Origin of the sequence: Rhodococcus sp. CH91 (assembly GCF_022554085.1) — a bacterium.
GTDB lineage: Bacteria > Actinomycetota > Actinomycetes > Mycobacteriales > Mycobacteriaceae > Rhodococcus.
In genome coordinates this window covers 112,417-138,078 of the sequence record NZ_JAKFYR010000008.1, presented here as the reverse complement: position 1 = coordinate 138,078, position 25,662 = coordinate 112,417, and the positions used below count along the sequence as shown (strand labels likewise).

The 25,662-nt window shown below is 68.8% G+C and carries 28 protein-coding genes; 22 read left to right on the top strand and 6 right to left on the bottom strand.

What is annotated here, in order from left to right; all coding sequences use genetic code 11:
- Positions 1-18: 18 nt before the first annotated feature.
- Positions 19-1,050 carry an NAD-dependent epimerase/dehydratase family protein gene (locus MOM01_RS16400; protein WP_241386588.1) on the top strand — a complete coding sequence of 344 codons (1,032 nt, stop codon included), beginning with the start codon at positions 19-21 and terminating at the stop codon, positions 1,048-1,050.
- Positions 1,047-2,030 carry a lysophospholipid acyltransferase family protein gene (locus MOM01_RS16395; RefSeq protein WP_241386489.1) on the top strand — a complete coding sequence of 328 codons (984 nt, stop codon included), beginning with the start codon at positions 1,047-1,049 and terminating at the stop codon, positions 2,028-2,030. The genes MOM01_RS16400 and MOM01_RS16395 overlap by 4 nt, the downstream gene beginning before the upstream one ends.
- Positions 2,031-2,066: 36 nt before the next feature.
- Here MOM01_RS16395 and MOM01_RS16390 read toward each other — a convergent pair whose 3' ends face one another.
- Complete coding sequence (locus tag MOM01_RS16390) at positions 2,067-3,023, bottom strand: HAD family hydrolase (RefSeq protein ID WP_241386488.1); 957 nt, start codon at positions 3,021-3,023, stop codon at positions 2,067-2,069.
- 209 nt (positions 3,024-3,232) lie between these two features.
- On the opposite strand from MOM01_RS16390, the gene MOM01_RS16385 reads away from it, so the two are divergent.
- From MOM01_RS16385 to MOM01_RS16350, 8 genes are all read left to right on the top strand, one after another.
- A complete protein-coding gene (locus MOM01_RS16385; RefSeq protein WP_241386487.1) occupies positions 3,233-3,523 on the top strand; it encodes a glutaredoxin family protein in 291 nt (96 codons plus the stop codon).
- A gap of 159 nt (positions 3,524-3,682) precedes the next feature.
- Positions 3,683-4,552, top strand: a complete 870-nt coding sequence (locus MOM01_RS16380; RefSeq protein ID WP_241386486.1) for a redox-sensing transcriptional repressor Rex — start codon at positions 3,683-3,685, stop codon at positions 4,550-4,552.
- Positions 4,549-5,973 (top strand): glutamyl-tRNA reductase, encoded by a 1,425-nt coding sequence (locus MOM01_RS16375; protein ID WP_241386485.1) that lies wholly within the window; start codon positions 4,549-4,551, stop codon positions 5,971-5,973. Before MOM01_RS16380 ends, MOM01_RS16375 begins: the two co-directional genes overlap by 4 nt.
- Positions 5,970-6,980 (top strand): hydroxymethylbilane synthase, encoded by a 1,011-nt coding sequence (hemC, locus tag MOM01_RS16370; protein WP_241386484.1) that lies wholly within the window; start codon positions 5,970-5,972, stop codon positions 6,978-6,980. Before MOM01_RS16375 ends, hemC begins: the two co-directional genes overlap by 4 nt.
- 63 nt (positions 6,981-7,043) lie before the next feature.
- Positions 7,044-8,609 carry a uroporphyrinogen-III synthase gene (locus tag MOM01_RS16365; protein WP_241386483.1) on the top strand — a complete coding sequence of 522 codons (1,566 nt, stop codon included), beginning with the start codon at positions 7,044-7,046 and terminating at the stop codon, positions 8,607-8,609.
- Positions 8,610-8,697: 88 nt separating this feature from the next.
- Positions 8,698-9,675: a porphobilinogen synthase gene (hemB, locus tag MOM01_RS16360; RefSeq protein WP_241386482.1), complete on the top strand. Its 978-nt coding sequence runs from the start codon at positions 8,698-8,700 to the stop codon at positions 9,673-9,675.
- Complete coding sequence (locus MOM01_RS16355; protein WP_241386481.1) at positions 9,672-10,205, top strand: hypothetical protein; 534 nt, start codon at positions 9,672-9,674, stop codon at positions 10,203-10,205. The genes hemB and MOM01_RS16355 overlap by 4 nt, the downstream gene beginning before the upstream one ends.
- A gap of 210 nt (positions 10,206-10,415) precedes the next feature.
- Positions 10,416-10,928, top strand: a complete 513-nt coding sequence (locus tag MOM01_RS16350) for a hypothetical protein (RefSeq protein WP_241386480.1) — start codon at positions 10,416-10,418, stop codon at positions 10,926-10,928.
- Here the strand turns inward: MOM01_RS16350 and MOM01_RS16345 are convergent.
- Entirely contained in the window at positions 10,910-12,856 is a 1,947-nt protein-coding gene (locus tag MOM01_RS16345; protein WP_241386479.1) for an acyl-CoA dehydrogenase family protein, read from the bottom strand. The genes MOM01_RS16350 and MOM01_RS16345 overlap by 19 nt on opposite strands.
- Before the next feature lie 124 nt (positions 12,857-12,980).
- Here MOM01_RS16345 and hemL point away from each other — a divergent pair, with 124 nt between their 5' ends.
- From hemL to MOM01_RS16310, 7 genes are read left to right on the top strand one after another with little or no spacing between them, the layout of a single operon-like run.
- Positions 12,981-14,306 carry a glutamate-1-semialdehyde 2,1-aminomutase gene (gene hemL, locus MOM01_RS16340; RefSeq protein ID WP_241386478.1) on the top strand — a complete coding sequence of 442 codons (1,326 nt, stop codon included), beginning with the start codon at positions 12,981-12,983 and terminating at the stop codon, positions 14,304-14,306.
- Between the two features lie 60 nt (positions 14,307-14,366).
- Positions 14,367-15,017, top strand: a complete 651-nt coding sequence (locus MOM01_RS16335) for a histidine phosphatase family protein (protein ID WP_241386477.1) — start codon at positions 14,367-14,369, stop codon at positions 15,015-15,017.
- Positions 15,014-15,619 carry a TlpA disulfide reductase family protein gene (locus MOM01_RS16330; protein ID WP_241386476.1) on the top strand — a complete coding sequence of 202 codons (606 nt, stop codon included), beginning with the start codon at positions 15,014-15,016 and terminating at the stop codon, positions 15,617-15,619. The genes MOM01_RS16335 and MOM01_RS16330 overlap by 4 nt, the downstream gene beginning before the upstream one ends.
- A 2-nt stretch (positions 15,620-15,621) precedes the next feature.
- On the top strand, positions 15,622-16,440 hold the full coding sequence (locus MOM01_RS16325) for a cytochrome c biogenesis CcdA family protein (protein WP_241386475.1): 819 nt from the start codon (positions 15,622-15,624) through the stop codon (positions 16,438-16,440).
- Entirely contained in the window at positions 16,437-18,104 is a 1,668-nt protein-coding gene (gene resB / locus MOM01_RS16320) for a cytochrome c biogenesis protein ResB (protein ID WP_241386474.1), read from the top strand. Before MOM01_RS16325 ends, resB begins: the two co-directional genes overlap by 4 nt.
- Complete coding sequence (gene ccsB / locus MOM01_RS16315; RefSeq protein ID WP_241386473.1) at positions 18,104-19,084, top strand: c-type cytochrome biogenesis protein CcsB; 981 nt, start codon at positions 18,104-18,106, stop codon at positions 19,082-19,084. Before resB ends, ccsB begins: the two co-directional genes overlap by 1 nt.
- 52 nt (positions 19,085-19,136) lie before the next feature.
- Complete coding sequence (locus tag MOM01_RS16310; protein ID WP_241386472.1) at positions 19,137-20,117, top strand: MinD/ParA family ATP-binding protein; 981 nt, start codon at positions 19,137-19,139, stop codon at positions 20,115-20,117.
- On the opposite strand, the gene MOM01_RS16305 is transcribed toward MOM01_RS16310, so the two are convergent.
- Both MOM01_RS16305 and MOM01_RS16300 read right to left on the bottom strand, forming a co-directional pair.
- A complete protein-coding gene (locus tag MOM01_RS16305) occupies positions 20,099-20,302 on the bottom strand; it encodes a hypothetical protein (protein WP_241386471.1) in 204 nt (67 codons plus the stop codon). The genes MOM01_RS16310 and MOM01_RS16305 overlap by 19 nt on opposite strands.
- Before the next feature lie 159 nt (positions 20,303-20,461).
- Positions 20,462-20,671, bottom strand: a complete 210-nt coding sequence (locus tag MOM01_RS16300) for a BldC family transcriptional regulator (RefSeq protein WP_006552323.1) — start codon at positions 20,669-20,671, stop codon at positions 20,462-20,464.
- Between the two features lie 213 nt (positions 20,672-20,884).
- Between MOM01_RS16300 and MOM01_RS16295 the strand changes: the two genes are divergently transcribed.
- The 4 genes from MOM01_RS16295 to MOM01_RS16280 all read left to right on the top strand — a co-directional run bounded on the left by MOM01_RS16295 (position 20,885) and on the right by MOM01_RS16280 (position 23,250).
- Entirely contained in the window at positions 20,885-21,265 is a 381-nt protein-coding gene (locus MOM01_RS16295) for a DUF4229 domain-containing protein (protein ID WP_241386470.1), read from the top strand.
- Positions 21,262-22,362, top strand: coding sequence for a PLP-dependent cysteine synthase family protein (locus tag MOM01_RS16290; protein WP_241386469.1), 1,101 nt, complete (start codon positions 21,262-21,264; stop codon positions 22,360-22,362). Before MOM01_RS16295 ends, MOM01_RS16290 begins: the two co-directional genes overlap by 4 nt.
- Before the next feature lie 103 nt (positions 22,363-22,465).
- The gene (locus MOM01_RS16285) at positions 22,466-22,681 is read left to right on the top strand and encodes an HTH domain-containing protein (RefSeq protein ID WP_241386468.1); all 216 of its coding nucleotides are present in this window, start codon (positions 22,466-22,468) and stop codon (positions 22,679-22,681) included.
- Positions 22,682-22,686: 5 nt separating this feature from the next.
- Positions 22,687-23,250 (top strand): Clp protease N-terminal domain-containing protein, encoded by a 564-nt coding sequence (locus tag MOM01_RS16280; RefSeq protein ID WP_241386467.1) that lies wholly within the window; start codon positions 22,687-22,689, stop codon positions 23,248-23,250.
- Positions 23,251-23,262: 12 nt separating this feature from the next.
- Here MOM01_RS16280 and MOM01_RS16275 read toward each other — a convergent pair whose 3' ends face one another.
- Positions 23,263-24,270 carry a hypothetical protein gene (locus tag MOM01_RS16275; RefSeq protein ID WP_241386466.1) on the bottom strand — a complete coding sequence of 336 codons (1,008 nt, stop codon included), beginning with the start codon at positions 24,268-24,270 and terminating at the stop codon, positions 23,263-23,265.
- Positions 24,271-24,380: 110 nt separating this feature from the next.
- Between MOM01_RS16275 and MOM01_RS16270 the strand changes: the two genes are divergently transcribed.
- On the top strand, positions 24,381-24,770 hold the full coding sequence (locus tag MOM01_RS16270) for a phage holin family protein (RefSeq protein ID WP_241386465.1): 390 nt from the start codon (positions 24,381-24,383) through the stop codon (positions 24,768-24,770).
- 22 nt (positions 24,771-24,792) lie between these two features.
- Here MOM01_RS16270 and MOM01_RS16265 read toward each other — a convergent pair whose 3' ends face one another.
- Positions 24,793-25,662 carry a 1,4-dihydroxy-2-naphthoate polyprenyltransferase gene (locus MOM01_RS16265; RefSeq protein WP_241386464.1) on the bottom strand — a complete coding sequence of 290 codons (870 nt, stop codon included), beginning with the start codon at positions 25,660-25,662 and terminating at the stop codon, positions 24,793-24,795.

Genomic DNA, 25,662 nt, shown 5'->3' with positions numbered 1-25,662 from the left:
GTGGCACCGCCACGGGTCGTGCTGGTGACGGGTGCGAGCCGGTTCCTGGGTGGATTCCTCGTCACCAGGCTTGCCCAGAATCCGGAGATCGAACGGGTGATCGGCGTCGACACCCAGTCACCGAGCAAGGACATGCTCCGCCGCATGGGGCGGGCCGAGTTCGTGCTGGCCGACATCCGCAATCCGCTCATCGGCAAGATCATCCGCAACATGGACGTCGACACCGTCGTTCACGCCTCGGCGGTGACCAAGGCTCCCAAGTCGGGTAGCCGCGCAGCGATGAAGGACATGAACGTCCTCGGCGCGATGCAGTTGTTCGCGGTGTGCCAGAAGGCCCCGACGGTGCGCAGGATCGTGCTGCGCTCCTCGTCCGTCCTCTACGGCTCGAGCGCCAAGGATCCGGCCAAGTTCACCGAGGAGATGAGCGCCCGCCGCCGGCCCACGGGCGCCTTCGCCCGCGACATGATCGAGGTCGAGGGATATCTGCGAGGCGTCGCCCGACGGCGGAGCGACATCGCCACCACCATCCTCCGGCTCGCCCCTACCGTCGGGAACCGGCTGCCGGGTTCGGTGTCGAGCTATCTCACCTCCCCGCTCGTTCCCAACGTGCTCGGCCGCGACGCGCGCCTGCAGTTGCTGCACGAGGAGGACGCCCTCGGCGCACTCGAGCACGCAGTGATCGCCGGGCCGCCCGGGACGTACAACATCGCCGGGGACGGAATCGTCATGATGACGCAGGCGGTGCGCCGAGCAGGGGGGATGACGGTACCGATGCCCTACGCTCTGTTCCGCACCGTCGGGCACGCGCTCATGGGTTCGGTGATGAACTCGTTCACCAAGGAGGAACTCGACTACTTCCACTTCGGATGCGGACTCGACACCACGCGTATGCGCCACGAGTTCGGATTCGAACCACGCTGGACCACGAAAGAGGCGCTCGACGACTTCGCGCGCGGACTCGCCCTCACCCGTCTCGTGAAGACCGAATGGGTGGACAAGTCCGAGTCGCTGGCGCTTTCCGCGCTCGGATACACGAGGGAGACACGATGACGGAGGTTGCGAAGGTCATCCCGCTGCACGCCGGGAACCGCCGTCCCGGTGGCCGCGCCCCCCGTGCGCCGCACCCGTCGATGGGCCCTCCACCCACGCCCGAGCAGATGAGCCGCACCGATCGGTTCGTCGAGGAGATGCGCAGCAGCCTCGTACAGCAGGTCACCGCCACCGCAGAATTCGTCCGCCGGCGGATGACCGGCGACTACGAGGTCGACGACTTCGGATTCGATCCGCACTTCACCGACAACATCGTCCTGCCGGTCCTGCGCCCCCTCTTCGACAAGTGGTTCCGCGTCGAGGTCCGCGGCATCGAGAACATCCCTGCCGAAGGGCGCGCACTCGTCGTCGCCAACCACGCGGGGACATTGCCCGTGGATGCGCTGATGACCTCCGTGGCCGTGCGCGACCACGCGGATCGCCCCCTGCGCATGCTCGCCGCCGACCTCGCTTTCGGGCTCCCGGTGGTCGGCACGGTGACCCGCAAGGCCGGGCACACCCTCGCGTGTCACCCCGACGCCGAGCGTCTGCTCGATCAGGATCAGGTGGTCGCCGTGTTCCCCGAGGGTTACAAGGGGCTCGGCAAACCGTTCAGTGAACGCTACAAGCTGCAGCGATTCGGACGTGGGGGCTTCGTCTCGGCGGCCCTGCGCACCCAGGCGCCGATCGTGCCGTGCTCGATCGTCGGATCCGAGGAGATCTACCCGAACATCGCCGACCTCACCTCGCTCGCACGCCTGCTCGGCCTGCCGTACTTCCCGATCACTCCGCTGTTCCCGGCGTTCGGGCCGCTCGGTATCGTGCCGCTCCCGTCGAAGTGGTACATCGAGTTCGGGACGCCCATCGTCACCGACGTCTACGACGACGCCGCAGCCGAGGACCCGATGGTGCTGTTCGAGGTCACCGACCACGTGCGCGAGACGATCCAGCAGACGCTCTACAAACTGCTCACGCGCCGCCGCAACGTCTTCCTCGGCTGACCGCCGATCTCACGCCGCTCGATCGCGGCGGTATCGTCACGCCGCTCGATCGCGGCGGCGCCCGACGAGGACCGCCACCGCACCACCGGCAGCCCCGAGCCCGAGCGCCGTGGGCACCCCGACCTTCGCCGCCTTGCGCGCGGTGCGGAAATCGCGGATCTCCCACCCGCGGGTCCGCGCGACCTGCCGGAGGTCCGGATCCGGGTTGATCGCGACGGCGGTGCCCACCACCGACAGCATCGGCACGTCGTTGTGACTGTCCGAATAGGCGGTGCACCGCTTGAGATTGAGGCCCTCCCGGATCGCGAGGGCACGCACCGCGTGCGCCTTGCCCAGGCCGTGCAGGATGTCGCCCACCAGCCTGCCGGTGAACACACCGTTCTCCGACTCGGCGACAGTGCCGAGGGCGCCCGTGAGTCCGAGGCGTTTCGCGATGACATCGGCCAGCTGGACCGGGGTCGCGGTCACGAGCCATACCTGCTGACCCGCGTCGAGATGCATCTGCGCGAGGGCCCGGGTGCCCGGCCAGATCTTGTCGGCGATGATCTCGTCGTAGATCTCCTCGCCGAGCCGGCGCAATTCCTCGGTGGACCTGCCCTGCACGAACGACAGTGCCTTGTCGCGGCCGGTCGCGACGTCGTTCAGGTTCTCCTTGCCGGTGAGCCGGAACTTGATCTGTTGCCACGCGAACTCGAACAGGTCGGATTTGTCGAAGTAGTCGCGTGCGACGAGGCCGCGGGCGAAGTGGATGATCGACGCGCCCTGCACCATCGTGTTGTCGACGTCGAAGAACGCCGCTGCGGTCAGATCGTGCGGGACGGGTGCGGTGTCGGCGGAAGGTTCCGGTTCGATCCGGGATTCCTGCAATGCGAGAGCGGCATCGGCGCTCGCCTCACCTGCGAGATTGGCGCGGACCTCTTCCTCGCTCGGTCCGAACTTGCGGGAGAAGAGCCGACGTCCGGGCCGGATGATGCGCGCCCAGGTCTCACCCATGCCCCATCCGTAGGGAAACGAACGTCCTGGCACTCGCACCTCCGGTGTCGTGACGGGCGGGGCTGAAAACAACGGGTGGGCCGTGCCCGCCGCATATGCGGGCGGCCCCGGCCAAGCCTAGCCCGCGTCGGCGCTCGTCACGGGGAGGTCGTTGCGGCCGTGACCGGGTGTGACGTTCCTCTCGACGGGTCGTCGCGCACAGTGGAGGCATGAGTGAGCATTCTTCTCCGGTCGCGGACGGGTCCGCGAGCCGTCATCATCTGACCCTGCTCGTCCGCGCGGGATGCGGTGCGTGCGGTCCCGCCCGCGAGCGACTCGACGCTCTCGCGGAGGAGCTCGGGGTGGAGGTCACCTGCATCGACGTCGATCTCGCTGCCGCAACCGATCCCGATCTGCGGGCCGAATTCGGAGACCGTCTGCCCGTCGTTCTCCTCGACGGTCGGGAGCACAGCTACTGGGAGGTCGACGAACCGCGACTGCGCGCCGATCTCGCTCGCTGAGCCGGCCGGTCGCGGTCGTACAGCAGGTGGGAAGCACATTCGAGGGGGTTCGAGCAACTTTGTGCATGGCTTCACAAGCGGTTACCGTGGTGTGAACGATTTCCCGGATCACCGTGAGGCCAGGCGTGTATCCACCGGCCGGACGAGGAGCCACGTACCGTGACGCAGTTGCACCCACCGCAGGGCGAGGACGCCCGCGGCACCGCCGGGTCCGGCGGGGGTGCTTCTCCCACCCCTCCGGTCCGCGACATTCCCCAGGCTACTGTGACGCGTCTCGCGACCTACCTCCGGGTCCTCGGTGCGTTCGCCGAAGCGGGCACGCTCATCGTCTCCAGTGAGGAACTCGCCGCCGCAGCCGGGGTCGGTTCCGCCAAGTTGCGTAAGGATCTGTCCTTCCTCGGACCGAACGGTGTCCGCGGTGTCGGCTACGACGTCCTGCGTCTGCAGTCCCGCATCGAAGCGGCGCTCGGACTCGACCGCGGCCACCGCGTCGTACTGGTGGGAGTGGGCAGTCTCGGGCGTGCCCTCGCCCGTTATCCGGGCTTCGACCGCCGTGGCTTCACGATGGCCGGACTGTTCGATTCGGATCCGGACGTGGTGGGCACGCGGGTCGGCGATCTGGTGGTCCGTCACGTCGACGACCTCGAGAACGACGCGCGTGAGCTCGGCGCGACCATCGGCGTGGTGGCCACTCCCGACGAGGCCGCCCAGCAGGTGTGCGACCGGCTCGTGCGTTCCGGGGTCCGCAGCATCCTCAGTTTCGCGCCCGTCGAACTCGATGTGCCCGAGCACGTCGAGATCCGCCGCGTCGACCTGTCGGTCGAGATGCAGGTCCTGTCCTTCAACAGCACGCGCAACGACGAATCCGCCCGCCCCGCGGCCGCAGACGTCCGTCCCGCGGCCGGTGACGTACGCCCCGCCGGTATGACGCGGGTGTCCACCAGAAGCTCTGCTCGGCGTACCACAACAGGAAAGGCGGGTCCGATGGGCTCGGCCGCGACCAGAAACGGATCGGTGATCGCACCGTGAGTGTTCTCCTCGTCGGGATTTCTCATAGGAGTGCACCGGTCCCGGTGCTCGAGAAGGTGGCGGTGACGGACACCGACCGGCCCAAGCTCACCGACAAGATGCTGGCATCGGAGCGGATCTCCGAGGTGATGATCGTCTCCACCTGCAACAGGGTGGAGATCTACGCGGTCGTCGACGCCTTCCACGGCGCGCTGGCAGCGGTGAGTGATCTGCTCGCGGAGCACTCCGGGCTGCCTGTCACCGAGCTGCACAAGCACGCCTACGTCCGGTACAGCGAGGCGGCCGCGGAGCACCTGTTCTCCGTCGCGAGCGGTCTCGACTCCATGGTCGTGGGCGAACAGCAGATCCTCGGGCAGATCCGCACGGCCTACGCCGCCGCCGATGCTCAGCAGGCCGCCGGTCGTACCCTGCACGAACTCGCCCAGCAGGCGCTGCGCGTCGGCAAGCGGGTGCATTCCGAGACGGGCATCGACGCTGCGGGCGCGTCCGTCGTGTCGGTGGCGCTCGACAAGGCCGCGAACTATCTCGGCGGTGACGGCCTGCGCGGCCGCACCGCGGCGGTCGTCGGTGCCGGTGCCATGGGTGGTCTCGCCGTCGCGCATCTCACCCGGGCGGGTGTGGGCTCGATCGTCGTCGCCAACCGCACGCGTGATCGCGCCGAGCGACTCGCGGAGACCGCGCGCGCGGCGGGTGTCGAGGCCGACGTCGTCGCGTTCGACGATCTCGCGGGCGCCCTCGCCCGCGCCGACGTCGCCGTCACCTGTACCGGTGCGGTGGGAGCCGTCGTCACCCTCGCCGACGCCCACCGCGCACTGGCCCAGCCCGGCCGGGGCGAGCGTCCCCTCGCGATCTGCGATCTCGGCCTGCCGCGCGACGTCGAACCCGCCGTATCCGGTCTTCCCGGGGTGCAGGTCTTCGACATGGAGTCGTTGCAGCGCGATCCGTCGGCCGGCGCCGCCGCCTCCGATGCGGACGCGGCCCGCGCGATCGTCGCCGCCGAATTGGCGCAGTACCTCACGGCGCAGCGACTCGCGGAGGTCACCCCCACCGTGACGGCGCTGCGGCAACGGGCCGCCGAGGTCGTCGAGGCCGAACTGATGCGCCTCGAGTCGCGGCTGCCCGAACTCGACCACGGGGAGCGGGACGAGGTCGCCCGCACCGTGCGCCGGGTCGTCGACAAACTCCTGCACGCGCCCACTGTGCGCGTCAAGCAGCTCGCGTCGACGCCGGGCGGTGATCAGTACGCCGAGGCCCTGCGGGAGTTGTTCGAACTGAGCCCGGGCTCGGTCGAGGCGGTCGCGACACCCACGAAGGAACTGGGTTCGCCGACCGATCCGAGCCTGGCGGCGGATCTGTCCGCCGCACTCGACCCCGCTGTGACCACCGAACTGCAGGCTTCACGAAAGGACGGCACCGCATGAGCACCGAGACCGCATCGGTCACCCGCAACGATGCTGCCCGGCAGGATCGTCCGTTGCGGATCGGTACCCGCGGCAGCGTGCTCGCCACGACGCAGGCCGGCACCGTGCGCGACGCACTCATCGCCGCAGGCCGTCCGGCGGAGCTCGTGATCATCACCACCAAGGGCGATGTCACTCCCGGACCGGTGCAGCGCATCGGCGTCGGCGTGTTCACCGCGGAGTTGCGTGAGGCACTGCTCGCCGGCGAGGTCGACGTCGCGGTGCATTCCTACAAGGACCTGCCCACTTTCCAGGATCCGCGTCTGGTCGTCGCCGCCGTGCCCGAGCGGGAGGACCCGCGCGACGCGCTCGTCGCCCGCGACGGACTCGTGCTCGGTGAGCTGCCCGCGGGATCGAAGGTCGGTACCTCGGCGCCGCGTCGCCGGGCGCAGCTCGCCGCCCTCGGACTCGGCCTGCAGATCGAACCGCTGCGCGGCAACATCGACACCCGGCTCGGCAAGGTCGACTCGGGTGAACTCGACGCGATCGTGATCGCTCGCGCCGGCCTGTCGCGGATCGGGCGGCTGGACCGCGTGACCGAGGCGCTCGAGCCGGTGCAGATGCTGCCCGCACCCTCGCAGGGAGCACTCGCGGTGGAGTGCCGCGCAGACGATCCCGAGATGGTCGAGTTGCTCGCCGGACTCGACCACGGGCCGAGCCGCGCCGCGGTGATCGCCGAGCGCGCGCTGCTCGCCGAACTCGAAGCGGGATGCACCGCACCGGTCGGCGCGATCGCCGACCTCGTGGAATCGCTCGACGACGACGGTCGCGTGATCGAGGAGCTGTCGGTGCGCGGTTGCGCTGCGGCCCTGGACGGATCCGATGTGCTGCGAGCGAGCGCGGTCGGCGCGCCCGACCGGGCCGAGGAACTCGGTCGCCGGGTCGCGCGCGAACTGCTCGAACTCGGCGCCCGCGAGCTGATGGTCGAACACGGCATCGTTCCGGAGACGGGTCCCGCCGATGATTGACGTAGCCGCGACCGTCACCCGATTTTCCCTTACCGCTGATTTGACCGCACTGGAGAATGACCGATGAGCCGAGTCCGTAAGCACAACCCCGGACGCATCCTGTTCGTGGGATCGGGTCCGGGAGATCCTGCGCTGCTCACCGTGCGCGCGCGTGACGTGCTGGCGGGCGCCACGATCGCCTTCACCGACCCCGATGTCGACAAGGGCGTCGTGGCTCTCGTCGGTGTCGATCACGGCACCGATCCGGAGACCGGTGAACCTGTGGCGCAGGTGCGTCCCGCCCTCGGTGAACCCGCAGAGGTCGCCAAAACGCTTGTGGCAGAAGCGAAGGCCGGACACGACGTGGTGCGCCTGGTGGCAGGTGACCCGCTCACGACCGATTCGGTCATCGCCGAGGTCAACGCCGTCGCCCGCACCCAGGTGGTCTTCGAGGTCCTGCCGGGCCTGCCGGCCGGTTCTGCGGTACCCAGCTACGCCGGTATGGCGCTGGGTTCCTGCCACACCGAGGTCGACGTGCGAGGAGAGGTCGACTGGGCGGCGCTCGCCGCCGCGCCGGGCCCCCTGGTCCTGCACGCGACATCCGGCCACCTCGCCGAGACCGCCAGTGCGCTCGTCGAACACGGACTCGCACCGCAGACGCCCGCAGCGATCACCGTGCGCGGCACCACCCGCCAGCAGCGCACCGTCGAGGCGACCCTCGCGACGCTCAACGACGCGGGATCCGAACTCGTCGGACCGCTCGTCGTCACCGTCGGCAAGGTGGTCTCGCAGCGCAACAAGATGTCGTGGTGGGAGTCGCGGGCGCTGTACGGCTGGACCGTGCTCGTGCCCCGCACCAAGGATCAGGCCGGCGAGATGAGCGAGCGGCTCGTCACCCACGGTGCCATCCCGATGGAGGTGCCGACCATCGCGGTCGAGCCGCCGCGTAGCCCCGCGCAGATGGAACGCGCCGTCAAGGGTCTCGTCGACGGCCGCTACCAGTGGGTCGTGTTCACCTCCACCAATGCCGTTCGTGCGGTGTGGGAGAAGTTCGAGGCGTTCGGGCTCGACGCCCGGGCGTTCTCCGGCGTCAAGATCGCCTGTGTCGGTGAGGCCACCGCCGCGAAGGTCCGCTCGTTCGGCATCATCCCCGAACTCGTCCCCAGCGGGGAACAGTCCAGCGAAGGACTGCTCGCCGAGTTCGCGCCGTACGACGACGTCTTCGACCCGGTCAACCGGGTGCTGTTGCCGCGCGCGGACATCGCCACCGAGACTCTCGCCGAGGGGCTGCGCGAGCGTGGCTGGGAGATCGACGACGTCACCGCGTACCGCACCGTGCGCGCTGCTCCGCCGCCGGCCGCGACGCGCGAGATGATCAAGACCGGCGGTTTCGACGCGGTGTGCTTCACCTCGTCGTCCACGGTCCGCAATCTCGTGGGCATCGCCGGAAAGCCGCACGCCCGCACCATCGTCGCGTGCATCGGACCGAAGACGGCCGAGACCGCGATCGAGTTCGGCCTGCGGGTGGACGTGCAGCCCGAGACCGCGCAGATCGGTCCGCTGGTGGACGCGCTCGCCGAGCACGCGGCCCGGCTGCGTGCCGAGGGAGCGCTGCCTCCGCCGCGGAAGAAGTCCCGCGCCCGTCGCTGATCTCCCGCGTGTCCGGATCTCTCGTGCGCGGTTCCGGTAGTCGCCACTACCGGAACCGCGCACGAACCGTATGGAAGGTGTTCTCCTCATGTTTCCCGACATTCGTCCCCGGCGGCTCCGCAGTACCCCTGCGATCCGGCGGCTCGTGGCGGAGACCTCCCTCGAGCCCCGCCACCTCGTGCTCCCGATGTTCGTCGCCGACGGCCTGAGCGAACCGCGCGAGATCGCCTCCATGCCGGGCGTGTACCAGCACACCGCCGACTCGCTGCGCGCCGCGGCCACCGAGGCCGTCGCCGCCGGGGTGGGTGGGGTGATGCTCTTCGGTGTGCCGCGACCCGAGGACAAGGACGCGGCAGGCACCGCAGCGACCGACCCCGACGGCGTCCTCAACCGTGCGCTGCGCTCGCTGCGCAGCGAACTCGGCGACTCCACCGTCCTCATGGCCGACACCTGCCTCGACGAATTCACCGACCACGGACACTGCGGTGTGCTCACCGATTCCGGTGTCGTCGACAACGACGCAACGCTCGAGCGGTACGCGGAGATGGCTGTCGCCCAGGCCGAGGCCGGCGCCCACCTGCTCGGTCCGAGCGGAATGATGGACGGGCAGATCGGATTCATCCGCGCCGCGCTCGACGAGGCGGGCCACACCGAGGTCGGTCAGCTCGCCTACTCCGCCAAATACGCCTCGGCGTTCTACGGGCCTTTCCGTGAAGCCGTCGGCTCGTCGCTCGAAGGGGACCGCCGCACCTACCAGCAGGACCCCGCGAACCGCCGGGAGTCGTTGCACGAGGTCGATCTCGATCTCGCCGAAGGCGCCGACATGGTGATGGTCAAGCCCGCGATGTCGTATCTCGACGTGCTGCGCGAGGTCGCCGACCGTTCGCCGGTGCCGGTGGCGGCCTACCAGATCTCGGGGGAGTACTCGATGATCACGGCCGCCGCGCAGAACGGCTGGATCGACCGCGACGCCGCGATCCTCGAATCGCTCGTCGCCATCCGGCGTGCCGGCGCGGACATCGTGCTCACCTACTGGGCCGCCGAGGTCGCGGGTCGTCTGTCATGAGCTTCCCGGCACCTCCCGTCGGGCCCCGCCCGGCGCAGAATCGTCCCGTCCCGGGAGACGTCACGACCGCCTACCAGTTGTGGTGTGGGGTACTCGCTCTCGCGGTCGTGAGTTTGGCCGCAAGCCTCGCGGATCTGCTGAGCCGCCGCGGCGAACTGCTCGATCTGATGACCACGATGGCCGACGAGCAGGCGCTCGAGGGGATCACCCCCGAGCAGCTCGAGTCGGCGATACCGATGCTGGTCGCGCTGACCGCAGCCGTGGGTATCGCTGTCGTCGGGCTGCTGTATCTCGTGGTCCGGCAGGTGCTGAAGGGCAAGAACTGGGCTCGGATGCTGCTGACCCTGCTCGGGGTGTTCATGTCGTTGTCGACCCTGCCGACGGTCTTCGGTGTGGGTGTCGGCGAGGGCGTCGCCGGCTGGATACTCGGTCTGGTGGGAATTCTGCAAGCCGTCGCCACGGTCGGAGCGATCGTGCTGATGCATCGCGGCGACTCGAACCGCTTCTTCCTGAGACTTCCGGAAGAGTAGACGTACCACTCGGTTTCGTTGCGCGTGGCGGAAGAGTACGGTGGGCTCACCAAGTGAGGCCCTTGGGCCCTTTCCGTCGAGCGTAAAGGACGTCATGCAGGTGGAACCGCGGCCCTATGGGCGTCGTCGCGAACTGGTGTTGATCGCTCTCATCGCCGTCCTCGGCCTGGTGACCACCGTACTGCTGGTGATCCCCGGCGCGCTCGCCGCTTGACCGCTCGATCCGGCTCGGGCGGACCCGGCCGAGCCGGCGACGGGCCGCTCTTCCACGAACCGGGAGCGCGCCTGCGCTCGGTCGCCCTCGGCCCGATCTTCTGCGCGGTGGCGCTCGTCGTCGAACTGCTCACCGGCCCGGTCGTGCACTGGCTCGCGCTGCCCGTGCTCGCGGTCGTGCTGGCCGCCTTCTCGTACGTCGTGGTCGTGGCGGCTCGCCGGCACGTCAGCGTCGAGCTCACCGCCACGACCCTGCGGCAGGGCACCGAGGAATTGCCGGTCTCCGAGATCGAAGCGGTGCTCCCACCTCCGGACGGCGGATGGGAACCGCAACGCTGGGAAACGGCCCGCAGCCTCGGAGAACTCTCCGACGTGCCGCGGCGCCGCACCGCTGTCGGGTTGCGGCTGCGCGGCGGCATCTTCGTGCGGGCGTGGGCGAAGGACGCCGACGAGTTACGAGCCCGGCTCGAGGAACTCGTCGGCGACCCGGGTCAGACCGCGACCTTCTGAGGCGGGACGACCGCTCCTTCACGCTCGAGCATGGCCGAGCCGAGCAGGTGATCCGGCACGCCCAGCCCCTCCACGAGGGTGAGCGCGTGCGGCCGCAGGCTGCGGCACCGTTCGTTGATCCCGCGGAGGACCGCCTTCGCGCGTTCGACCGAGAGAAGGCGGTGCTCCATGAACCACGCCTTGTCCTCGTCGATGATCGTCAGCGCGTAGAGATCGCACAGTTCCGACAGCAGGTCGCGGGTGGTCTCGTCCGTGCAGTCCTCGATCGCCGCGACGAACGCCTCGAGCACCACCCGGTCGATGTGGGCGCGGGCGGCGTGCAGAACGTGATCCTGCACGAAGTTGAATGCGTCGAACGGATTGTCCTCACGCTTCATCGCGGCCTGGAGACGACGCGCCGCCGTGGACAGCAGGTACTGTTCCCGATCCTCGAACATCGTCACCTGCGTACCGCGGTTGAAGAGGCTGCCGTCCTCCTCGTTGTCCTGACGGGTATCGACGATCGTCTGGATGATCTGCTGTGCCGCGGTGCGCTTCTTGACGATGTCGGAGATCGTGGTGGCAGCGAAGCGCATCCACTCCACCGGGCTCATGCCCTGCACCTCGTCGGCGTAGGCGGTGAGCAGTTCCTTCGCGACCAGCTGGGTCAGCACGTGGTTGTCACCCTCGAAGGTGGTGAACACATCCACGTCCGCACGCAGGGCGGTCAGCCGGTTCTCGGCCATGTAACCGGCACCGCCGCACGCCTCGCGGCACTCCTGGATCGCCCGGGAGGCGTGCCACGTGTTGGCGACCTTCAGGCCGGCCGCGCGACCCTCGAGTTCGCGTTGCTCCTGGGTGTCGAGCTCCTGCAACGACATGGACTGCAGCCGGTGCATCGTGGTGAGCAGCTCGTTCTGGGCGAAACCGAGCGCGTACGAGCGGGCGATCAGCGGGAGCAGGCGTCGCTGGTGGACGAGATAATCCATGATCGGGACCTCACCCTCGCGACCGGGCGCGTCGAACTGGCGGCGCTTCTCCGCGTAGCGGGTGGCGATGGTCAGCGCGACCCGCGCGGCCGCACCTGCCGAACCGCCGACGGTGATCCGTCCACGGACCAGGGTGCCGAGCATCGTGAAGAACCGGCGGCTCGGGTTGTCGATATCGGAGACGTACGTTCCGTCCGGCTCGACGTCCGCGTACTTGTTGAGCAGGTTCTCGCGCGGGACCCGCACGTTGTCGAAGACGATGCGGCCGTTGTCGACACCCGGCAGGCCACCCTTGTAGCCGCAGTCCGAGGTCGTCACTCCGGGCAGATCGTTGCCGTCCTCGTCCCGGATCGGCACCACGAAGCAGTGCACCCCGTGCGTCTCTCCCCGGGTCACGAGCTGCGCGAACACCGCCGCGAATCGTGCGTGCTGCGCTGCGCCACCGATGTAGTCCTTACGGGACGACGGTGTGGGGGAGTGGATCACGAACTCCTGCGTGTCGGGATCGTAGGTCGCCGTCGTCTCGAGCGACTGCACGTCACTGCCGTGGCCGGTCTCGGTCATCGCGAAGCAGCCGAGGACGTCGAGATCGATGAGACGTTCGACGTACTTCTCGTGATGACGCTCGGTGCCGAGATTCTCGATCGCCCCTCCGAACAGTCCCCACTGCACACCGGCCTTGACCATCAGCGACAGGTCGGACATCGCGAGCATCTCGATCGACGCAACGGCGCCACCGACATCGCCCGTCCCGCCCGATTCGACGGAGAAACCCGACGCGGCGTAGCCGTGGTCGGCGAGGATGCGCATCTGTTCGAGAGTGATGGCGCGCGCCTCGGCGGTGTCGGGCGTGTAGTGCGGTGCGAACTTCTCGTGTGCGAGGTCCGTGCGCGCCCGTTCCCGGGCTTCGTGCCACGCACCGTCGAGGGCCCTGCGGAGGTGTTCAGCTGTGGTCGGCATGCATCCGACGATAAGTGCGCGAGGTCACTCGAGGCGCCACTTTTTCCTGGTACGGGAGAAAAAACACACCAGGTTTGGCGGCTGCATTTTTGGCAAATCTCGCGAAACTGGGACACTGGAAGTCGTGACTGCGACCCCCGATGCCTCGTCCACCCGTGACACGCGCTCCGCTGCACTCTTCCGACGGGCATCGAAGGTGACGCCGGGGGGTGTCAATTCCCCCGTTCGGGCGTTCGGCTCGGTCGGCGGTACCCCGCGGTTCTTCGCCTCCGGGTCGGGCGCGCTGCTGACCGATGTGGACGGCAACAGCTATGTCGACCTGGTGTGTTCGTGGGGACCGATGATTCTCGGGCACGCCCATCCGGCCGTCGTGGAGGCGGTCCGGTCCACCGCGACGAGCGGCCTGTCGTTCGGTGCGCCCACCGAGGGCGAGGTCGAACTCGCGGAGGAGATCGTCGCGCGCATCGCGCCGGTGGAACAGGTCCGCTTGGTCAATTCCGGCACCGAAGCGACGATGAGCGCGGTGCGGCTCGCGCGCGGATTCACCGGTCGCTCGAAGATCGTGAAGTTCGCAGGCTGTTATCACGGTCACGTCGATGCGCTGCTCGCCGACGCCGGCTCTGGACTGGCGACCTTCGGTCTTCCCACCTCGCCCGGGGTCACCGGCGCGCAGGCGAGCGACACGCTCGTTCTGCCCTACAACGACCTCGCTGCCGTGCGGGCGGCCTTCGAGGCGAATCCCGGGGAGATCGCGGCAGTCGTCACCGAGGCAGCCGCGGGCAACATGGGTACCGTCCCGCCGGTGCCCGGTTTCAACCAGGGTCTGCGCGACCTCACCCGCGAGCACGGCGCGCTGCTGATCATGGACGAGGTGATGACCGGCTTCAGGGCGAGTGCGACGGGTTGGTACGGCATCGACGGTGTCGCCGGCGACCTCATGACCTTCGGCAAGGTCATGAGCGGTGGGCTGCCCGCCGCGGCCTTCGGTGGCCGCGCGGATGTCATGGCTCATCTCGCACCCGGTGGTCCCGTCTACCAGGCCGGCACCCTCTCGGGTAATCCCGTCGCTGTCGCCGCGGGCCTCGCGAGCCTCCGCGCCGCCGATGCCGAGGTGTACGCCGCGCTGGAACGCAACTCCGAGACTCTCGGCCGCCTGCTCGGCGATGCGCTCGCCGCCGAAGGCGTGGCACACCGCATCCAGAAGGCCGGCACGATGCTGAGCGTGTTCTTCACCGACGATCCGGTGACGAACTACGAGCAGGCCAAGGCTGCGCAGACCTGGCGTTTCCCCGCCTTCTTCCATACCTTGCTCGACCACGGCGTCTACGCCCCGCCGAGCGCGTTCGAGACGTGGTTCGTCTCGTCCGCACTGGACGACGACGCGTTCTCGCGGATCGCCGACGCCCTGCCCCATGCGGCGCGAGCGGCAGCCGCCGCGAGCGCCCCCTAGCCAGACCTTCCTCCCGTTCCCAGCCGAGCCCGACCTCCCACACCCTCGAGGAACATCGACGTGACCGACGCCGCCCCGTCCGAGACCCGCACGATCGTGCACGTGCTCCGCCACGGAGAGGTACACAACCCCTCCGGAATCCTCTACGGCCGTCTGCCCGGATTCCGGTTGTCGGTCACGGGGGAGGCACAGGCGCGAGCGGTGGCGGCATCGCTCGCCGATCACGACATCGCGCACGTCGTCGCGTCCCCGCTCGAGCGGGCACAGCAGACGGCCGCCCCGATCGCGGAGAAGCACGGACTGCAGATCGCCACCGACGAGAACCTCATCGAAGCCGCGAACGATTTCGAGGGTCTGAAGGTCTCGGTGGGGGACGGCGCCCTGAGCCGGCCCCGGCACTGGTGGAAGCTGCGCGATCCGTTCACCCCCTCGTGGGGCGAGCCGTACCTGCAGATAGCTCACCGCATGCTCGCGGCCGTCAACGCGGCGCGGGTCGCTGCGGCGGGGCGCGAAGCGGTGTGCGTGAGCCATCAGCTTCCCGTCTGGACGCTGCGCCGCTTCCTCGAAGGTGAGCGGCTGTGGCACGACCCGCGGCGCCGCCAGTGCAGCCTCGCGTCGCTGACCTCGCTGGTCTACTCGGGCGACACCCTCGTCGACCTGGTCTACTCCGAACCGGCCGGCGCCTCCGACCCGAACGTCCACGGCGCATGAGGAAAGCGATGCGGTCGGTGGTCGCTGCGATCTGCGGCGCCGTCCTCCTCACCTCCTGCGCCACCGGGGACGACGCCGTGGCCACCGGCGGCACCTTCGACTTCGTCTCTCCCGGTGGCCAGACCCGGATCTTCTACGACCCGCCGGCCGAACGCGGCACCCTCGGTGAGCTGTCCGGTGAGGACCTCATGAACGAGGGCGACACCATCTCGCTCGACGATTTCGAGGGACAGGTGGTCGTGCTCAACGTCTGGGGCCAGTGGTGCGCCCCCTGCCGCAGTGAGGCCGACGATCTCGAGCAGGTCTACCGGGCCACCAAGGATCTCGGTGTGCAGTTCCTGGGTATCAACGTCCGCGACAACCAGCGCGACAAGGCGCAGGACTTCATGACCGACCAGCAGATCGGTTATCCGTCGATCTACGACCCGCCGATGCGCTCGCTGCTCGCCCTCGGGCGGAACTATCCGACCTCGGTGGTGCCGACGACGGTCGTGCTCGACCGGGAGCATCGCGTCGCCGCGGTGTACCTGACGGAGCTGCTCGCCGAGGATCTGCAGCCCGTCGTCGAGCGTGTCGCCGCCGAGCCGGAATCGGAGCAGTAGCGGTGATCCTTGCGTCGGGTGTCGGGGAAGCCTTCCAGAACACGGCCCTGTCGGGTCCGTTGCTGCTGGCGATGGGCGCGTGCCTGCTCGCCGGTCTCGTCTCCTTCGCATCTCCCTGTGTCGTCCCGCTCGTCCCCGGCTATCTGTCCTATCTCGCCGGAGTGGTGGGGGCCGAGGCCCCCGCGGTCACCGCCGAGCAGGCAGGAACACGCGCGACGAAGGTGCGCGACGACGGCCGGCTTCGCGTGGCGGGCGCGGCGGCACTGTTCGTGGCCGGTTTCACCGTCGTGTTCGTCCTCGCGACCGCGTCGATCTTCGGTGCGATCTCGGCGCTCGCCGTCAACCGTGAACTCCTCATGCGCATCGGTGGTGTCGTCACCATCGTGATGGGCCTGGTCTTCCTCGGCCTCATCCCCGCCCTGCAGCGCGATACCCGACCAGCACCGCGCCGCATCTCGAATCTGGCCGGCGCGCCTCTGCTCGGTGCGGTCTTCGCTCTCGGCTGGACTCCGTGCCTCGGCCCCACCCTCGCCGGGGTGATCTCGCTCGCGGCCGGCACCGAGGGCACCACCGCGGCACGCGGGGTGACACTGATCGTGGCGTACTGCCTCGGCCTGGGCCTACCGTTCGTCGTGCTCGCGCTCGGATCGGCGCGGGCTCTGCGCGGGGTCGGCTGGCTGCGCACCCACGCGCGTACCGTGCAAATCGTCGGCGGCCTGATGCTCCTGGCCGTCGGTATCGCTCTCGTCACCGGCGCGTGGGACCTGTTCGTGTCCTGGGTGCGGGACTCGTTCATCTCGGAAGTAGTGCTGCCAGTATGACCGCGACAGACACCCCCACCCCCGCATCGCAGCCGTCGCCTCCGCCGCGACAGAGCGCCCTCGGACGTGCGGCGGCCCTCGTGCGCAACACCTGGCGTGGTCTGACGTCGATGCGTACCGCCCTGGTGCTGCTGTTCCTGCTCGCGCTCGCCGCGATCCCGGGCGCGCTGCTGCCGCAGCGCAACCTCAACACCCAGAAGGTCGACGAGTACATCGCGGCGCGTCCGACCCTCGGGCCGATCATGGATCGGCTCGAACTGTTCGACGTCTTCGGCAGTTTCTGGTTCACCGCGATCTACGTCCTGCTGTTCGTGTCCCTGGTCGGCTGCATCCTGCCGCGCTGCGGCGAGCATCTGCGCGCCCTGCGGACACCGCCGGTCGCCGCGCCCCGCAACCTGAAGCGTCTTCCGCACCATGCGGAGACCACCGTGGACGAGACCCCCGAGGCGGTGCTCGACCGCATCCAGGCGCAGCTGCGCGGATGGAAGGTCGTACGGCGCGAAGGCGGCGCCCGGGGGCGTGACGGCGAGGTGACCCTGTCGGCGGAGAAGGGCTATCTGCGGGAGGCGGGCAACCTGGTCTTCCACATCTCCCTCGTCGGGCTGCTCGTCGCCGTCGCCGCCGGCAAGCTCCTCGGCTACGAGGGCCAGCGCATCCTGGTCGCCGACGGCGAGGAGTTCTGCACGACCTCGCCGGCGTCCTTCGATTCGTTCATCGCCGGCACCACGATCGACGGAACCGGCCTGAACCCGTTGTGCGTGCGCGTGCACACCTTCGCCGCCGACTATCTCGACAACGGGCAGGCGGAGATGTTCACCTCCGACATCGAGTACCAGTACGGCGAGGACCTCGTCACGAACACCTGGCGCGACGCGCAGCTGAAGGTCAATCATCCGCTCCGCGTCGGCAGCGATCGCGTCTACCTGCAGGGCCACGGCTACGCCCCGACCTTCACCGTCACCTGGCCGAACGGCGAGACCCGCACCGAGAGGCTGCAGTGGGCGCCCGAGGATGCGACGACCTTCCTCAGCAGCGGTGCGATGCGTTTCGATCCGCCGGGAGGCATGTTCCCCGACGCCGACGAGCGCCGGAAGAACCAGATCGCGATCGAGGGACTGTTCGCCCCGACGGCGTCCTTCCACGGCACGCTGCTGACGTCGACCTTCCCGGCCATGCTCGACCCGGCCGTCGCGATCGACGTCTACAAGGGGGACTCGGGTCTCGACACCGGAAACCCGCAGTCGCTGTTCTCGCTCAACAAGGAACTGATCAATCAGGGGCGCCTCGTCAAGCAGGACCGCGTCAATCTCCGCCCGGGGGAGAGCGTCACGCTTCCCGACGGGACGCAGGTCCGCTTCGACAGCGCCACGGATTTCGTCAACCTGCAGGTCTCGCACGACCCCGCGCAGCAATGGGTGCTCGTCGCGGCGATCTTCATGATGGGCGGACTGCTCGTGTCGCTGCTGGTCAAACGTCGCAGAGTATGGGCGCGGGCATATCCGGGCGGTACAGTGAACGACGGTGAACGACGAACCGTAGTAGAACTCGGTGGTCTCGCACGAACCGACCAGGCCGGATGGGGAGACGAGTTCGACCGTCTGGTCGAGCGACTCCTCGGTGACGATGCTCCCTCCTCCCCGGCGGCACAGGAGAAGAAGAACTGATGACACAGAACGACACCCTCGCGCGGTACAGCGACTGGGCTTTCGAATCGGCCTTCGCGGTGCTCGTGCTGGCTCTGGTGTTGCTGATCGCCGAGTACGCGACCCACCGGGCCGACGTCGTAGCGCAGCGGGAGCGCGAACTCGTCGCCGCCGGCCAGGGGTCCGCCACCGAACGGCCGGCGGGACCGGGACGGGTCGACGAGACGCCCAAGCGCCCCCTGTCCCTGCGTCTCGGCAACATGGGACGCGCGCTGGTCGTCGTGGTCGCCGGTCTGCAGATCGCATCGATCGTGCTGCGCGGTCTGGCCACCGAACGGTTCCCGCTCGGCAACATGTACGAGTTCGTCTCGATGGCCTGCACCGCTGCCGTCGTCGCCGGGTTGGTCCTCCTGCGCAAGCCGGCCTACCGCACCCTGTGGGTCTACCTGCTGGTACCCGTCCTGATCCTGATGTTCCTCGCGGCGACGGTGCTGTATGCCGACGCCGCTCCGGTGGTTCCCGCCCTCCGCTCGTTCTGGCTGCCGATCCACGTGACGATCATCAGCGTCGGCAGCGGCATCTTCCTCGTCTCGGGTGTCGCGAGCCTGCTGTTCCTTCTGCGCATCCGCTACCCCAAGGGTGAGCACCGCACGGGCGTGCTCGCGACGATCGCGGAGCGTCTGCCCGACGCCCAGAGCCTCGATCGGCTCGCCTACCGGACCACGATCATCGGCTTCCCGCTCTTCGGCGCAGGCATCATCCTCGGCGCGATCTGGGCCGAGGCGGCATGGGGACGCTTCTGGGGCTGGGATCCGAAGGAGACGGTCTCGTTCATCTCCTGGGTGATCTACGCCGCCTATCTGCACGCCCGCGCGACCTCCGGCTGGCGCAACACCCGCGCAGCCTGGATCAACGTCGTCGGCTTCGTCACGGTGCTGTTCAACCTGTTCATCATCAACATGGTCGTCTCGGGTCTGCACTCGTACGCCGGCCTCAACTGAGGCTGCTATCGTCCTGCCCGTCGTCATCTCGGTCGACGGGGGGGAGAACGCGATGGATTCGTCGCCGGACACGAAGGCTCCGGATTCGACGGCGCTCGATTCGTCACTGCTGGTACGTCGCGTTGCGGCGCCGCCCCGCGCGGGCTGGCGCCGCGCCGTCTACCGCGCGACCGGTGGTCGTCTGCACGTAGGGGAGAGCGGTAGGGAGCAGCGCAGGGAAGAACTGGCCGACCGGGTGAGGGCTCCGTTGCACGGCTGCTACCGGATCGCACTGCTGAGTCTCAAGGGCGGAGTGGGGAAGACGACCACCACGGTTACCCTGGGCTCGACCTTCGCGCATCTGCGCGGTGACCGGATCATCGCGGTCGACGCGAATCCGGATCGCGGCACACTGAGCCAGAAGGTCGCCGCGGAGACCCCGGCCACCGTGCGCACGCTGTTGCGGGACGAGCATCTGCTGGAGACCTACGCGAACGTCCGGGCCTACACCTCGCAGAACACGCACCGTCTCGAGGTGCTCGCGTCGGACACCGATCCCGCGGTCTCGGAAGCCTTCAGCGCCGACGACTACGAGCGCACCCTGGCGCTGCTCGAACGGTTCTACAGCATCGTTCTCACGGACTGCGGAACCGGACTCCTGCATTCGGCGATGAGCGCCGTTCTGCAGAACGCCGACAGCCTCGTCGTGGTCAGCTCCGGTTCGGTGGACGGAGCGAGGAGCGCCTCGGCCACCCTGGATTGGCTCGACGCCCACGGTTACCGCGAGCTCGTCGAGCGGTCGGTGGCCGTGGTGAACGCGGTGCGTCCGAGATCGGGCAAGGTCGACCTCGATCTCGTCGTCCGTCATTTCGAACAGCGCTGTCGAGCCGTCCACGTCCTACCCTTCGACCCGCACCTCGAAGAAGGAGCGGAGATCGAACTGGAACGTCTGCAGTCGGGCACACGACGTGCACTGCTGAACCTGGCCGCCGAGATCGCCGACGACTTCCCGGGGCACCGGCCCCGTACCGGCCGTCAGTCGCCGCGTTCCTGATCGGAGTCGGGCGTGCCTTCGCTGCCACCGCGCCGGCGATTCACCTCGCGATCGACCTTCCAGAGGAAATCCGGATCGTCGTCCGGTCCCACCACCCGTGTCGGAGGACGAGAGGCGGGACCGTACGTCTTCCACAGCAGGACCGCGAGTGTCACAGCACCGACGAGTGCCAACAGATAGAGCACGTTGCACCTCCTGACCGTGGTGGTGCCGGACGGGGATGTTCCTCGCCGTGCACCCCGGCCCATGCGCCGAGCGCAGACCGGTTTGTCCACATTCTATGTGTCCGGAAAGACGTCCGGCAGGTGGGCTGGTGGAACGGGTGGAGGTGCCGACGGCCCGACTCAGCGTGTCGCTTCGGTCGTCAGCGAACGCAGGAGGGCGAGAACCTCGGACTCACGGAAACGGCGGTGCCCACCAGGGGTCCGCAGTGAACCCAACCGTCCGGCGTGGGCCCACCGTGTGACGGTCTTGGGATCCACATGGAACAGTGCCGCCACCTGTCCCGGGGTCAGCAGGGATTCCTTCGCGCCGTTGAAAGTGGGTGCGCTCATTGCGAATGTCCTCCCGGTTGTCGTGATCGAGTTGTTCGACGTGATCGAGTTGTTCGATCGGGATGTCCAAGCACATGGTGGCACCGGAACCCCTGGTTGCTCGAACGGTCTACGGTTGGTAAAGCGGAAGTAATAGACAAAACGGACGGACCATCGGCAAAAGGGAAAATCGGGCCGGAACGCGTCTTCTGCGGCGCCGGTTACCCTGGACGTGTGAACGACGAACGCCGGAACGATTCCTCGGATACCCCTTCTCAGCGCACTCCACACCCCCGCACCGACGGTGCGACCGCAGCCGGTCGTCCGACGGGGACGGGCTCGTTGATCCGGGATGTCGCGCTGTACTCGGTGGCCCGGCTCGCCCTCGTCGTCGCGCTCACACTGCTCATTCTCTATCTTCCGCGCATCTTCGGAGTGGAAATCCCACTTCTCGTCGCCGCCCTCTTCGCGGTCCTCATCGCTCTGCCCGTCTCGCTCGTGTTGTTCTCGTCGCTGCGGCGGCGCGTCAACGAGGGCATCGCCGCGGTCGACGAACGTCGCCGCTCCGAGCGCGCCGACCTCGAGAACCGCCTCCGCGGCGAGGACGGTCGGTGACCGGAGCCGGTGCTGTCGTCGACCGCAGCGTCCCCCGGGACTGGGTCGACAACGCCGTCCGCCTCATCGAGGCCGATGCTCAGCGCAGTGCCGACACCCACCTGCTGCGCTACCCGCTGCCCGCCGAATGGCGGATCGATCTCTACCTCAAGGACGAGTCGACTCACATCACGGGCAGTCTCAAGCACAGGCTCGCGCGCTCGCTCTTCCTGTACGCCCTGTGTAACGGCTGGATCCGCGAGGGCACCCCGATCATCGAGGCGTCGTCCGGGTCCACCGCGGTGAGCGAGGCGTATTTCGCCCGGCTGCTCGGGCTCGACTTCGTGGCCGTCGTGCCGCGCCGCACCTCGCCGGCGAAGGTCGCTCTCATCGAGGCGCACGGGGGACGCTGCCACTACATCGACCGGCCGCCGGAGATCTACAGCGAGGCGCAGCGCCTCGCGGACGAACTCGGCGGCTGCTTCATGGACCAGTTCACGAATGCCGAGCGGGTCACCGACTGGCGGGGCAACAACAACATCGCCGAGAGCATCTTCTCGCAGATGCGCCTGGAGCGGCATCCCGTGCCCGAGTGGATCGTCGTGGGGGCCGGGACCGGCGGCACGAGCGCGACCCTCGGCAGGTACATCCGCTACCGCCGCCACCGGACGCGACTGGCCGTCGTCGATCCCGAGAACTCGGCGTTCTTCGGTGGCTACGAGACCGGTTCGGCCGATTACACGACCGGGATGCCCTCGCGCATCGAGGGGATCGGCCGCCCGCGCGTCGAGCCGTCCTTCGTGCCGGAGGTCGTCGACCGGATGATCCGGGTGCCGGATGCGGCTTCGATCGCCGCCATGCGTCACGCGAGCGCCGTGCTCGGACGTCGGGTGGGGGGCTCGACCGGCACGAACCTGTGGGGCGCGTTCGGCCTGATCGCCGAGATGCTCGCCGCCGGTCGTCCGGGCAGTGTCGTCACGCTGCTGTGCGACGGCGGCGAACGCTACACCGACACCTATTTCTCCGACGAGTGGGTCGCCGCCGAAGGTATGGATCTCGACGCACCCCTGTCGACTCTGGAGAAGTTCGCGTCCACCGGGCAGTGGATCGAGGGATGACGGGGCCCGAGGGGTGACGGGGCCCGAGGGCTGACCACGCCGCCCCGCAGCGACTCTGTCAATTTTCGTTGACGCGTCCCGCGTGTCAACCTATATTGACACCATGAGTGAAGCCACGTCCCTCGCAGCTGCTGCCGCCGCCTCCGATCCCGCGGTGGGTCTCCGCGCAGTACGCGCCCTGCGTCGTCTCCTGGAACGGCTCGAGGCCGTCCAGGTCGCGAATGCTCGCGAACAGGGCTGGTCGTGGCAGGCCATCGCCGACGAACTCGAGGTCAGCCGCCAGGCCGTCCACCAGAAATACAACCGGAAGCGCAGGTGATCGACATGTTCGAACGATTCGCAGACGGTGCCCGGTCCACCGTCGTCGCAGCGCAACAGGAGGCGGTGCGTGTCCACGCCCCCCGCATCCGGGCGTCGCATCTGCTCGTCGGTGCCGCCGTCTCCGCGGACGAGCCGCTGCGGATACTGCTCGCCGACTGTGGTCTCACCGTCGACGGACTGCGTTCGGACTGCGCTGCACAGACCGGCGGCGCATCGCTCGGCCCGGAGGACGCCGAGGCGCTCGACGCGATCGGAATCGACCTCGACCAGGTGCGGGCACGCCTCGAAGCCACCTTCGGCGAAGGAGTCCTCGACGACGACGGCCCCGGCCGCCGGGGACTCGCGCAGCGCTTCGGCCACCTTCCCTTCGAGCGTGCCGCGAAGAAGTCCCTCGAACTCGCGCTGAGGGAGGCGATCGCACGTCGCGAACGCGTCATCCGCACCGAGCACATCCTGCTCGGATTGCTGCGCTGCGACGATCCGTCCACCACGGGGCTCGTCGAATCCCGGACCGACCGCGACCGGCTGAGGCGACGCCTCGCCAGCCATCTGGACGCCGCTGCCTGACGGTCGCCGCCGTCAGTCCTCCGAACGGCGGTGCCGGACCGTCTGCTGCGAGACAGCGGCGGACACCGAGCCGGGGACGAGCGAGAGGGCGACCGCTGCGACGAGCAGGATCACGCCGAGCGCGAGCACCGCATAGGGCCACCACTGACGATCGGCTGTCGTGACCGCCGCATCGGCCTGAACGTCCGTGGCGCCGGCCGCGGCGCTGCGCGGCAGCGCTTCGGTGGCGGATCGGACGTTGTCCGCGATACCGCCCACGACGTCGGCCACCGGCCCGACCCCGTCGACGAGCTGACCCGTCCCGTCCGTCAGGGCCCGCCCACCGTCGTCGAGAAGCACCAGGCCGTCGCGCAGCTGCCGTGAGCCGTCTGCGGCCTGCGCCATACCGGCGACGAACTGGGCGTTCGGATCGGTGAGTTCGTAGGCGAGCTGACGGGCTCCGTCGCGCAGCTGTCCGAGCTGGTCGAGGGTGTCCGGCCCGAGTCCCTGCGTGTTCAGGGTGCCGACGAGCTCCCGCAGCCGGCCTGCCGCCTGCTGCGAGACCGGATCCGGCGACGCCCCGAGAGTGGCCGCGACGGACGAGAGCTGGTCGGTCACCTCGCCCTGCATCTCACCGAAACCGGAGAGTCTGCCGACGACCTCGTCGACCCCGCCGCTGACCTGGCGCGCACCGTCGCCGAGCAGATCCACACCGCCGTCGAGCATGCCGAGTCCCTCGGCGAGCTGCTCCCCGCCCTCGCGGGCCTGTCGAAGACCGTCCGAGAGCTGGTGGGCGCCGTCGTCGAGCTGGACGCTGCCGTCGGTGAGCTGCCCGACGCCGCCGTCGAGCACCGACAACGGCAATCCCGCACGCTGCAGATTGCTCCGCGCCTCGTCCACCCCCTCGGCCGTCGGAGCCGGTTGTCCGGAGGCGGTGGTGACCGTCGCCTCAGGACTGTCGAGCCAGGCGGATACCGCACCGGCGACGACGAGAAGGAGGCCGGCTACGGCGACGAGCAGAGGGAGCAGACGTGAACGCACGCTCGTCGAGGCTACCGGTCGTCGCGGGGTGGTCGCCGAGGGGGAGCGGGTATCCCGGGCACGCCCGATTCGCCCGGTCCCCCACGGTCCCCGTGTGCCACAGTGGCACCATGATTTCTCTGTTGCTGCGGTTGATCATCAACGCTGTGGGCCTGTGGCTCGCAGTCGAACTCGTCGACGGAATCGACTTCACCGATCCGGAGGGAACCACCGACACGACCGGACGGATCATCGCCCTCCTCGTGCTCGCCGTGATCTTCACGATCGTCAATGCGCTCGTCAAACCGCTGGTCAAGCTGCTGTCGCTGCCGCTGGTGATCCTCACCCTCGGCCTGTTCCTGCTGGTGGTCAACGCCCTGATGCTCCTGCTCACCGCATGGTTGAGCCAGTTCACGGACTACGGCCTCACGATCAGCGGCTTCTGGGCGGCCCTGTGGGGCGCCGTGATCATCGCGATCGTCAACTTCGTCCTCGGTCTGGTGGTGCCGGACCGGGACTGATCCCTCCCACCACCCGCGCGGGTCAGCCGAAGGCCAGCGCGGGTGCGGTGGCCACCGCCCACACGAGCATCGCGATCCCCGAATCGCTCAGCGCGGGGATCAGGGCGAGTCCGACCGCCCCGGCACGCACCGGCCGGTGCGCCCGGATCGCGAAGGGGGCTGCGAGGAATCCGGCGAGCGCCCAGGGGGTCGCGGCGACCAGCACGAGCGACATCACGAAGGGCACGGTGACGAGCACGAGATGCAGCCGGCGGGTCCGGCTGTCGCCCAGCTTCACCGCGAGGGTGCGCTTCCCGGTCTGCGCGTCGGTGACGATGTCGCGGAGATTGTTCGTCACCAGCACCGCCGTCGAGATCGACCCGACGGCGACGGCGCAGGCCAGACCCACCCAGTCGACTCGGCCCGCCTGCACGAACTGTGTGCCCAGGACCGCGACGAGCCCGAAGAAGACGAAGACACCGATCTCGCCGAATCCGCTGTAGCCGTACGGGTTCTTCCCGCCGGTGTAGTACCAGGCTCCGGCGATGCAGATCGCGCCGACGACCACGAGCCACCACGCGCTGGTGACGGCCAGGGCGAGTCCGGCGACCATCGCGATGCCGAAGCACACGAAGGCCGCCCGCTTGACCGCTCCCGGGCTCGCCGCCCCCGAACCCACCAGCCGCATCGGGCCGACCCGTTCGTCGTCGGTGCCGCGGATACCGTCGGAATAGTCGTTGGCGAAGTTCACGCCGATGATCAGGCCGAGGGCCACGACGAGTGCCAGCAGCGCCTTCCACCACACGGCCTCGCCGAGTGCCGCGGCGGCACCCGTGCCCGCGAGGACGGGTGCTATCGCATTGGGGAGGGTGCGCGGTCGAGCGCCTTCGAGCCATTGACCAGCCGTTGCCAT